We start from the raw sequence: 10,343 nt of genomic DNA, 5'->3' as shown, positions 1-10,343 counted from the left end.
TGGCAATTTACCACCAAAGAGGCCCGAGTCAGGCTGCACAAGTTATACCCCACTACTTAGTCTTTAAGAAACACTAGTAATGTAAGACTATCCTCAATCATCCAAATCAATTGTATAAAAGCTTAAATGGCAGCTAATCTATCAAATATTGCATTCTCAAATAAGGCTCCTGTGTGAGACGAAGCAGTATTTATGTATCTGCTTCAGAATTGGGGCGTTTAAAGTGATGGTGAATCCGTAAATATTTAGGGATGTATGATCCCCATGTCACAAAACCGAAAACCGTTTTTTTTAACATGGGGGGTCAAGATGGACTAGTTACCACCCAGCCGTAACCGGCTAGTATTCCCCAGCACCAGACGACTGCCTGGCGAATAAATCACCCGCATGGCCTGTGCCTGATAAGAAGCGGGCAAACTCACTGCATGGTTCAGGGTCACTATATCGGTAAGCAACGGTACTCGCCCACAAGACCACATACTTGCATCACTCCAATCCCCATCCTTTACGCTGTACATGTTCGCGCAACCGGTAGGATTCACCACACTCAAGGGCAACACAGTGGAGATCGATCCACCACTTGCATCCGTAGCAGTCACCGTCACACTGTAGAAAGAGTTGGCTGTGGCCGATACACTGCCAGTAATCGTGCGAGGAGCCACAAAACTCAGACCTGATGGTAAACCCACTACTGATAAGCTCAGGCTGTTGGGTGTTTCAGCATCGGTGAAGGTGTTGGCCGGAATGGTATAACTAAATGCCTGACCAACCGTAGCTGACTGGGGCGGAATGGCATTTTTCACTCTCGGATTACCATTGACACAGAAAGCCAGCCAGTTGTAAGCAAAACTAGCTTCACCGGGTGTACCCTGCTGACGAGCTTTGAAGACAATCACCGGATTATCGGTGAACAGGTTCAATTGATAAGGCTCATTGATGGTGATCGTGGAAATCTCATTAACGACCGACAGGCTGATGGGTTGACTATTGGTGGCTTCAAAGCTGACGGTGAAGTTGATCCGTCGTTCATAATAGCTGATATGATTACAGTCCAGCATGGTTACCCCAGTGATGGCAAAGCTACGCGGGTGCACCGTCAGCGAAAAACTGGTACTGGCTGACAAACCACCGGGATCGGTAGCTACCACCGTCACGTTGAAGGGCGAGCCTACCGTGGTGGAAGGTGTACCCGTGATGGTATTGGGCGAAACGAAACTCAGACCGGCGGGTAGTCCACTAACAGCCAACGTGAGGCTGTTGGGCGTTTCGGCATCGGCGAACGTATTGGCCGGGATGGTGTAGCTGAAGGCATCCCCGATTGTCGCCGATTGGGGTGGAACGGCATTGGTTACCGTGGGCGCACAGTTCTGGTAAATCACGCTGGCGCTGGCCGTAGCCGTACAGCCATTAGCACCGGTGAGCGTCAACGAATAGGTATCAGCCACACTGACGGAGATACTGGACGTAGTGACACCAGTGCTCCAGCGATACGTACCACTGCCAACAGCGCTCAAACCGACCGTCGGCGTAGTGCAGCTCAACGTAGCACTGGCAGGCTGGATGCTCACCGAAGGTGGAGTTTGGTCCTCACTGACCAGGATGCTAGCCACCGATGTACAGCCGTTGGTGCCCGTCAACGTAACCGAACAGGTACTCGCCGACGTAACGCTAATGGCCTGGGTAGTGGCCTGGGTGTTCCAGTGATACATTCCGCTGCCCACCGCTGACAGACTCACCCCAGGATTGGCGCAGGTCAACGTAGCGCCGGTCGGCGTTCCGATGCTGGGATTGATAGATACTGAAGGAGGAGTTTGATCGACGCTCACATTGCTGGATGCCGTGCGGGAACAGCCATTGGCGCCCGTCAAGGTAACCGAATACGTATCAGCTGACGTAGCGCTAATGACCGACGTAGTAGCTCCCGTGTTCCAACGTAGTGTACCGTTACCGATTGCGCTCAAGCTCACGGCTGGAGTGGTACACGTTAAGGTCGCACTCAACGGACTCAACGTTAAGGAAGGCTGAGTTTGATCGGCACTCACGCTGGCGGATGCCGTACGCGAACAGCCATTGGTACTCGTCAACGTAACGGAATAGGTATCAGCTATGCTGACCGAGATGGTGGGCGTAGTGTCTCCCGTACTCCAGCGATATGTACCAGTACCTATCGCACTCAGGCTGGCGACCGGGTTAGCGCAGGTTAACGTAGTACCGGTCGGCGTTCCGATCGAAGAATTGATACTCACTGAAGGCGGAGCTTGATTGGCACTCACGCTGATCGAGGCCGTATTCGTGCAGCCATTGGTGCCCGTCAACGTAACGGAATAGGGCCCCGCCGACGTAACACTAATCGTGGGAGTAGTCGCTCCGGTAATCCAGCGGAAGTTCCCACTGCCAATCGCACTTAAACTCACCGAAGGACTACTACAGGTCAACGTAGCGGAAGCTGGCGTAATACTCACCGTCGGTGTGGTCTTACTCTCACTGAGGGTCAGCGAACGAGTGCTGGAGCAGCCACTGGTGGTGTTCACCGTCACGGAGTAGATGCCTCCCTCATTGACCAGCGCCGTGTTGCTGGTCGGGCTGGTGGTCACGATACCGGGCCCACTAAATTGGTACGTGGTGCCCGGAGCGGCTGGCGTAGCCGTGAGCGTAGCGGTAGGATTCGCGCAGGTTAGCATGGTGTTGCTGGCTACCAACGTAGCGGTGCCAGCAGGCGTCACAGTGATCTTAAAACTCACCGGTGTTCCCGAGCAACTCACCTGTCGGATAAAAGAACCATTATTAACGGCAAGGTTAAAGCCACTCGGGAAGGTGGCCGACGTAGCCACCGACAGAGTGGCTGCGTCAATGATACTCACCGTTTGTGAACCGGTATTGACGACATAGATTTTACGGCCATCGGGGCTCACCTGGATACCTACCGGATTAGCATCGACGCTCACAGTCGTTAAAATGGTATTGGTGGCCGTATTGATCACTCGCACATTACCGACGGTATAATTAGCTACATAAAGCCGACTGCCATCGGGGCTAATGGCTATCCCTTGAGGGCCACCCCCTGCGGCAATAGTGGCGGAGATGGTATTGGTGGTCGCATCGATCACACTTACGCGGTTGGAACCAAAGTTTGCTACATAGACCCGGCTCCCATCCGGACTCACGACCAATGCTCGAGGATTAGTCCCTACCCCAATGGTGGTCGAGATGGTATTGGTGGTCGCATCCAGCACACTGACCCTATTCGTATTATTATTGGCAATGTAGACCCGGCTCCCATCGGGACTAATAGCCACACCTAAAGCCCCATTGAATCCCGTGAGGGTGGTACTCAAGGTATTGGTGGCCGCATTAATTACGTCTACTCGAGAATTACCATCCGTGAGGTAAACCTTGCTGCCATCAGGACTTACCGCTATACCCACTGGTGAAAATGTGCCTGTATTGATCGTCGCCAAAACAGCGTTATTGGCCGGATTGATGACACTGACAGTGCGAGAATCATTATTGGTCACGTAGACCCGGCTGCCATCGGGACTGACCGCTGCATTTTGTGGATTTATCCCCACAGGTATGGTGGACAGAATAGCATTGGACACCGGGTCATACACCTGCACCGAACCAGGTTGACCAGAGGTTGTGTTTGATGCAGCCAGATAGAGTGAAGTTGCCACGGACTGGGGCGTGACGGTGATGAGAGCCGTCTGAGTCGTTGGTCCGCTATTGGTGGCTGTAAATGAACTGATCGTCCCCGTTCCGCTGGCCGCTAAACCAATAGCCGGATTGGAGTTGGTCCACGTATAGGTATTGGCGGTACCACTAAAGGTAATGGGCGCTACCGTCGAACCCGCACACACCGTCTGACTGTTGACCACATTGACCGAGGGAGCGGGTTCCTGACTAACCAGGATGCTAGCCACCGCTGTACAGCCATTGGTGCCCGTCAACGTAACCGAATAGGTACTCGCCGACGTAACGCTAATGGCTTGGGTAGTAGCCTGGGTGTTCCAGTGATACATTCCGCTGCCCACCGCTGACAGACTCACCCCAGGATTGGCGCAGGTCAACGTAGTACCAGCCGGGGTTCCGGTGCTGGGATTAATGCTGAGGGAGGGAGGGGCATTGACCGTCACACTCAATAGAGTGGTAGCGATGCGTGTGCCCCCGATGAAAGTTGATGTCACGGTAAAGGTCTGGAGTCCGCTCAGGGCTGCCCCCACACTGGCCGAGACCGCTGAGGTGCTGGTGGCTGAGAGGGTAATGCCCGGGGGAGCCGCCCAGGTGTAGGAATAGGGAGCCGTGCCGCCGGCAGCCGTTACCGACAAGGCCACCGTAGTACCCGCGCAAACCGGATTGGGACTGGCGGCTGCCGAAAGGGTAAACGGGCAGTTAATAAGCACTGATATAGAGTGGTCAAGAAGATTGGCGGCAGCCAGGTCCAGTTTACCATCGCTGTTAAAGTCTCCCACGGCCACATTATAAGGGGTAAGTTGCGTCGGAAAATTGCTAGGCCCTCCAAATTCCCCCGCGCCATTGCCCAGCAGCACCGAGACATTGTGACCGAAAGAATTGCCAGTGGCCAGATCCAGTTCACCATCGCCATTGAAATCTGCAACAACTATCGAATAGGGTCCAATTCCCGCTGGAAAATTGGTGGGGCTTCCGAAGCTGCCCGCCCCATTACCCAGCAGCACCGAGACATCGTCGCTGCCTTCATTGGCGATAGCCAGATCCAGTTTACTATCGCCGTTGAAGTCTCCTATACCCACACCAGCAGGACCATTGCCCGCCGGAAAGTTGGTGGGCCCACTGAAGCGCCCCGCGCCATCGCCCAGCAACACCGATACGTTGCGGCCGGTAAGATTGGCGACGACCAGATCCAGTTTACCATCGCCGTTGAGGTCTCCTACTGCTACCGAATAGGGTTCAGAGCCCGCCGAAAAATTAACAGTAGCCCCGAAGCTGCCCGCGCCATTGCCCAGCAGCACCGATACGTTGCCCACTCCATTGGCGGTGACCAGATCCAGTTTACCATCGGCGTTGAAGTCCCCAGTCGCCACCGAATGGGGATAATCGCCCACCGGGAAGTCGGTCTTGGCTCCGAATCCTCCCGTACCATTGCCCAACAGCAACGAAACGGTGAAGTCATCATCCCAATTGGCGGTGACCAGGTCCTGTTTACCATCGTTATTAAAATCACCCACCGCCACAGCACTAGGGGAATTACCCGTCGTAAATTTGGTAACAGCTCCAAATCCACCCATGCCATTGTTCAGTAGCACCGAGACGTAGTTGTTTCCATTGGCAGTGACCAGATCATGTTTACCATCGCCGTTGAAGTCCCCAATCGTCAACGAAAGAGGGCCTGAGTCCAACGCGAATGGAGAGCCTGACATATCCTGAAAACACTGGGCCCAGCTATTGGCCTGGTTCAGCACCCATAGCCCAACTACAAACAGGAAGCGAACAAGTAAATTTGTTTTCATACGTGAATTGGTAAAAAAGGGTAGATAACAACGTAACACCCGCCAGATGGTCCGTCGAGCTCCCGACCGACTGAGCATCAAACCGGTTCGATAAGGCTATTGGGTGGGGGGTTATGTCCCCCAAAAGTAGAGGGCGGGGTTGGCTGGAAACGATAAGAATTCGGCCAAATACCATAAAAATTCGGCCAAGAAGCCCCAGGAAACCCTAAATGGAAGCCAGCTAGCTATTGAAGGCCAGTAGGCTACCTAATCAGGATTGAGCGGCAAACTCGCGGGGACTAAGATGATAGAGGTCACGGAAACATTTACTGAAGTAGGCCGGGCTCTCGAAACCCACCTGGTAGGCCGTTTCACTCACCGAAACGCCTGACCGCAGAAGTTGAGCAGCCCGTTTCAGCCGGAAGTTACGTAGCAGATCGATGGCCGTCAGATCGGTCAGGGCTTTTACTTTGCGAAAAAGGTTGTTGCGGCTCATGCCCAGCTCTAGCGTGATCTGCTCGAGGCCAAACCCAGAGTCACTCAGGTTTGCTTCGAGTAAGGCGTATACGCGGGTCAGAAACGGGTCGGTGGGTTCGGAGGGCGGCTGGAACGAAGCCGGATTGGGATTACTCAGACTGGCCCGTACCCACTCCCGCTGCCGCTGTTTACTCACCAGTTGATTGCGCACCCGCAGTTGAAGTTCGGCTAGCTGAAAAGGCTTGGTCAGGTAATCATCGGCCCCCAGCGAGAGGCCCGCCAGCCGATTCTCGGACGAAGACTTGGCTGTCAGCAGGATGATGGGAATATGACTGCTGCGCAGGTCGGTTTTCAACTGAGAGCAGAGGGTAAAGCCGTCCATCAGGGGCATCATCACATCCGAGATGATTAGGTCCGGTAGATGCTCCAGGGCTTGTTCTAGCCCATCTCGTCCGTTGACGGCCCGTCGAATGCGGTAGTGCTGAGGCAGACTTTCGACAATAAACCGGGCCAGTTCATCATTATCTTCCACCACCAGCAAGCGGGCTTCGGCCGGTTTATCCGAGGATGACCAGGCATCGTCGTTAACTTCCGGGTTCGAAGTAGCAGCTCCGTCTGGTTCCGCTTCCGACGTATCAACCCGTCGATAGGGCAACTCGACCACGAACGTAGTGCCCTGGTTTAGCTGGCTCTCGACGGAAATTTGCCCCCCCTGCAACTGGACCAGTTCCTGAACCAGTGCCAGACCGATACCTGTACCCGACGTAGTGACCGTATCATTATCACTAACCGAACCGGTGCGCCGTGGTCCGGCCGTCAGCCCGGCGGCATCCCGGAGCGACGGTCGGAGTGTCGCATCACCAACCTGATAAAAGCGGTCGAAAATATGAGGAAGGTGCTGAGCCGGAATACCAAAGCCTGTATCGGCAACTGTTAATCGAATACGTCCCGATACATCCATCAACGATACGGTAATTGTGCCGACTTGGGTGAATTTTATGGCATTGGCCGCCAGATTATAGACAATACGTTCCAGCTTTTCGGCATCGAACCAATAGTCTCCGGTGACTTCGGAGTTAAACAGTAGGCTAAGCCCCTGAGCTGTTGCCTGGTCGGTTAAGGGGTTCAGCCAGTGCCGAATGAATTGGGTCAGATTCCCTCTCGACTCGTGGATGGGCATCATACTGGCTTCCAGCTTGGATAAGTCCAGCAGTTGATTGATCAATCCCAGCAGCTGATGGGCGTTCTGTTCAATGGTTTGCAGTCTTCGCTGGTTTTTAGGCCCCAAATCCTCGCTCGCCATCTGTTCAGTAGGGGTCAGAATGAGCGTTAGTGGTGTACGAAACTCGTGGGTGATGTTGGTGAAAAAATTGGTTTTAAGCGTAGCGACGGCCCGGAGTTGGTCGGCTTCCTGCTGTTGTAGTTGAACCGATTGCTGAAGTCGCAGCCGGTATAAGTAAGAACGTAGCAAACCCCAGGCGAGGCCTAAACCCAACAGCACATAGCAGATTATGGCCCACCAAGTGGCCCAGAGGGGTGGCTGGATAGTAATAGCCAGTTTACGCACATGCCGACTCCAGCGGCCTGAGGTATTAGCCGCATTGAGTATCATTACGTAATCACCCGGTGGTAGGTTGGTATAACCGGCTTCAGGCCGGGCTGTTTCCTTCCACGTCTCTTCCAGCCCATCCAATCGGTAGCGGTACCGGTTTTTGGCCGGTCGATTGAATTGTAAAGCAGCAAATTGAAGGGTCAGGTAATTCTGGTTATAAGCTAAACTCAGTTGATCCGTAGCCTGGATGGGTAAACGACCCAGCAGCGACCGTTTTGAGAACGTCTTACTGTCCACTACGTCGATATCCGGCCGATCCGGTTGAATAACCTGATTATTAAGTTGCAGCTCGGTCAGCTCAACAGCGGGTTCAAACCTATCCTGGCCAACTTGCCGAGGATCAAACCCGGTAATGCCTTCCAGTCCGCCCATCAGCAACCGATCATCAGGAAACTGAACGTAGTGATAACTGTTGAACTCGTCAGCAATGATACCGTCTTCATGGGTAAAGGTCTGGGTTGTAAACGTCCGGCGATCCATCCGGCATAAGCCTCTGTTTGTTCCTATCCACAGATAGCCGAAGCGGTCCGGTTTCACTGAATACACGACGTTGTTGGGTAGTCCATTGGCTTGGGTAAACCGACGGAAGCGCCCTGTTCGTTTATCGAACAGACACAGCCCATTGCCAAAGGTGCCGATCCACAGCCAGTTGCTATTGTCAGGATCGGCCGAGATGCAATACAACGAATTACTACTGAGCGAAGTGGAGTCCACCGGCTGGTTGATAAATTGCCGTGTCTTTCCTGTCTTGCGGTCGAGTCGCCACAGCCCCCTTGCCCGACTGGCTAGCCACAGGGCTTGATCATCAACCACCAGTTCGGTGACGGGATTCCGTTCGGTGACAGGACTAATAAAACTTTGGTTAGGCACCCGGTAAGCGAACTGGGTCCAGTGTCGGTTGGTCTCATCGAACCAAAAGGCTACCGAGTCATGTACCGCCCAGACACGTCCTTGGAGGTCGGTGGTCATTGGACAGGGAATATCACCCGGGAATTTCCAGTGAAAGGAAATAGGCAGCGGAAAGTGTTCGGTCTGACCCGTTTTGCGATCCAGTCGGTAGAGGTCCGAGCTACCCACGTTGAACCAGAAACGGCCCGCAGTATCGAAGGTCGACCGAAAATTATAGCTGCTCAAGCCGCTCAGCCTAGCCAGAACCGCCGAAGAAACGGGGAGCAGCCCCAACGAATCATTGGTAAGCAGATCCTGATAAAAGTTACGGCGGTATTTGTGCGTCTGAAAGGGAGGGGGCTGTAGATCGTAGGTACGAATTCCAGCCCCATCGGTGCCGACCCAGAGTACGTTGGTCTGATCGATGAATAAACTTCTACAGTCCTCATTGCGCTGATACCAGCGGGTAGCGATCTGGACACCCTCCTGCTCGGTAAAGCGAAACAGAATATTGTTCTGGTCGAAATAAACTGTTCCCTGCTGGTCAATGGCCGAATGGACCTCTAGCCATTCGCTTCCCTGAGCTGGCAACCGGTAGGAGCGTAGTTGGCCGGTGCGTGGCTGTAGCAGGGTTAGGTAGTGCCGGGAGAAGAGCATGAGCTCGCCGGTCGGTCGGAGACGTACGGCAGCTAAGGAATCCTGGGGTAGTGAATTGGGATTACCTGGCTGGTGACGCAAGTGGCTAAAACTGAGGCTAGCTTCCTCAAATCGATCCAGTCCGTTAGCCGTAGCCAGCCAAATCGTCCCATCCGCTCCTTCTACCGCATCGTACACCCCATCGCTGCTGATCGATGCGGCTTGGTGGGGTAGGTGATGAAACCAGTGCCCCTGTTTTTTGTTGATATCCCAGCAAATGATGCCATGGCCAAGAATCATCAGCCAAAGTCGATTCTTTCGGTCGATGCGAAAAATATATGTATTACCGGGTTTTACCAATCGGCGAAAGGCGGCCTGCCGGGAGAAATTGATAAAGGTTTCAGTCCGAGGGTCGAAAATGTCGATATCCCCCCGCTCGGAAACGATCCAGATCCGCCCCTGGCGATCCAGTTTGATTTGATTGATGCCGGCAAAGGAGAGCGAGGGTCGTCCGTCGGGGTCGGGTTGAAAGACTTTGAATCGATAGCCATCGTAGCGGCAGAGACCATCGCGGGTGGCGACCCAGATAAACCCCTGTTTATCCTGCAGAATGCTTTGAACAACAGCCTGGGGCAGCCCCTGCCGATCGGTGATAAATTCGGGTTGGGGAAAACGAACCGACTGCGCTCCAAGCCAGCCTGATGGGACCAGCAGGCACATCAAACAAACCAGAACGCGTATGATCGACGGTATGTATAAGTTCATACCAGATTGAGGTGATCAGCCTACTTCCTTTTCGCGGAAGTGTAGCCAATAAGTATCCCCCGTTTAGTTACTGATTAAGGAAAGGCTGTGACAAATCTAACTTTATTGCGCTAAAATTGGCCTTCCTGGCCTCAAAAAATAGGCTTGGTTTAGACATCCGTGGTCTGTGCACGCGCCTACTCTCCATATATATTTCCAGAGACTTTATCCGCTGCGTCCCTCGACGTTTCCACCTAGACTTGCTTCAGTAGCTTCCTGGTTTCCATTTAGGGTTTCCTGGGGATGTCTTGGCCGATTTTTTATGGTATTTGGCCGAATTCTTATCGTTTCCAGCCAACCCACCCCCCTACTTTTGGGCTGACTTTTGTGTACGTCGTCAAGTAAAAGTGGACAGATGCGGGTGAAAAGAGAAGAGATGGTTTAGTGTACGTCGTCAAATGAAAGTGGACAAAAGGGGTGAAAATGAGAAGAGACAATTCAGTAAATTGTTTCACTCAAAT

The 10,343-nt window shown here is 53.4% G+C and carries 2 protein-coding genes; both read right to left on the bottom strand.

Annotated elements, in window-relative coordinates; genetic code table 11:
- Positions 1 to 314: 314 nt before the first annotated feature.
- Positions 315 to 5,486 carry an FG-GAP-like repeat-containing protein gene (locus IC229_RS35125; protein ID WP_190893723.1) on the bottom strand — a complete coding sequence of 1,724 codons (5,172 nt, stop codon included), beginning with the start codon at positions 5,484 to 5,486 and terminating at the stop codon, positions 315 to 317.
- Positions 5,487 to 5,736: 250 nt separating this feature from the next.
- Positions 5,737 to 9,843 (bottom strand): hybrid sensor histidine kinase/response regulator, encoded by a 4,107-nt coding sequence (locus tag IC229_RS35120; RefSeq protein WP_190893721.1) that lies wholly within the window; start codon positions 9,841 to 9,843, stop codon positions 5,737 to 5,739.
- Positions 9,844 to 10,343: the final 500 nt, after the last annotated feature.

This window comes from Spirosoma profusum, assembly GCF_014699005.1.
Classification (GTDB): domain Bacteria; phylum Bacteroidota; class Bacteroidia; order Cytophagales; family Spirosomataceae; genus Spirosoma; species Spirosoma profusum.
This window is presented reverse-complemented; position numbering and strand designations above follow the sequence as displayed.